The sequence below is a fragment of the Sphingobium sp. genome, assembly GCF_041987595.1.
Classification (GTDB): Bacteria; Pseudomonadota; Alphaproteobacteria; order Sphingomonadales; family Sphingomonadaceae; genus Sphingobium.
Window position 1 is genome coordinate 1 of record NZ_JBHIWJ010000260.1, and the last position, 513, is coordinate 513.

At 66.7% G+C, this 513-nt stretch carries 1 pseudogene; it reads right to left on the reverse strand.

Annotated features, from left to right (window positions below):
- A pseudogene (locus ACFC3J_RS23065) lies at window positions 1-486 on the reverse strand (lipid-transfer protein); the annotation flags it as partial.
- Between the last annotated feature and the right edge of the window lie 27 nt (window positions 487-513).

Here is a 513-nt window from a genome sequence, read left to right on the forward strand (position 1 = left end):
GACCTGCGTGGAGCCGGCCGTGCCACGCAGCTGCCGCGTCAGCTCGTAGCACTGCGCAAGTCCGGTGGCGCCGAGCGGATGTCCCTTCGACAGCAATCCGCCGGACGGATTGGTCACGATCCGGCCGCCATAGGTGTTGTCGCCGTCATTGATGAACTTGCCGGCTTCGCCCTCGCCGCAAAGGCCGAGCGCCTCGTAGGTGATCAGCTCGTTGTGGGCAAAGCAGTCGTGCAGCTCGACCACGTCGAGATCGTCGGGCCCGATGCCGGCGCTTTCATAAACCCGGCCTGCCGCCTCTTTTGCCATGTCGTAGCCGACCAGCTGCATCATGTCGCCGGCCTTGAAGGTCGAGGGCGTGTCGGTGGTCATGGCCTGCGCCGCGATGCGAACCTCCTTGCCGATGCCGTGCTTGTCGGCAAACCGCTCGGAGACCAGCACGGCGGCTGCGCCGCCGCAGGTCGGCGGGCACGCCATCAGGCGCGTCATGACGCCGGGCCAGATCACCTGATCGTT